The 846-nt window shown below is 41.1% G+C and carries 1 protein-coding gene; it reads left to right on the top strand.

Annotation, left to right across the window (positions count from 1 at the left end; all coding sequences use genetic code 11):
- The coding region (locus JV36_RS0115490) for a serine hydrolase domain-containing protein (RefSeq protein WP_032097098.1) at positions 1-774 on the top strand (774 nt) is incomplete at its 5' end.
- Positions 775-846 lie beyond the last annotated feature (72 nt).

Here is an 846-nt window from a genome sequence, read left to right as displayed (position 1 = left end):
CCCGCTTCCCCTCAAGCCTTATTTAAAATAGCCAGTATTGGTAAGCTTTATGATGCGTCCGCTCTCGTCAAACTTGTCGCGAATAAAACGCTATCGTTAGATGGAACACTCGTTGATTACTTACCGGAATTTAATGGAAAGATCCAAAATGCCGACAAAATTACGCTTCGCATGATGGTCCAACATCGAAGTGGCATCCCTAATTTTACCGATGCCGAAGGGTTTAATTGGGCCGACCCTAATATTGATGGTTTAGGGTTGATTCTTAATAAACAGGCTGATTTTAAGCCAGACACAGATTACAGCTATTCGAATACCAATTACCTGTTGCTACAAAGAATCATGACAAAAGTACTCGGTTACGATTACGGGCAATTTATCAAGCAAGAAATGTTTCTCCCCTTGGGTATTGAGGATACCTTTATGTCGGTCAATGAAGTGAACCAAGACAGGTTGATGAGTGGTTATTACATTGGATATCCAGATGATTTCAAATATCTAGACCAAGGTATGGTCGCAACAGCAGAAGCGGTAGGGAAATTTATTAGGGCACTCAATGACGGTTCCTTATTTACTCCTGAAGAAGCCGAGATTTATAAAGGGCTTTATGAGTATCAGCACGATGGCTGGGTATTAGGCTACTGGAGTCGCGCTCGTTACTATGCTGACATTGACACCGTTGTTGTTCAGTTTGTTAATACCACTGGCGATGACACATTGCTTCTTTCGCAAATCGTTCACAATCGAATTATTGATATCATTCGTAAAAGGTAAATCACTCAATTGGTAAATTCGGACTCTCCAACATTTGAACCGTCCACTAATATGACAATGAGTGCAAAGGAG

It is taken from the genome of Alteromonas sp. LOR (genome assembly GCF_000753865.1).
GTDB lineage: Bacteria > Pseudomonadota > Gammaproteobacteria > Enterobacterales > Alteromonadaceae > Alteromonas.
Note: the sequence above shows the minus strand (reverse complement) of the source record. Positions and strands in the feature narration are given on the sequence as shown.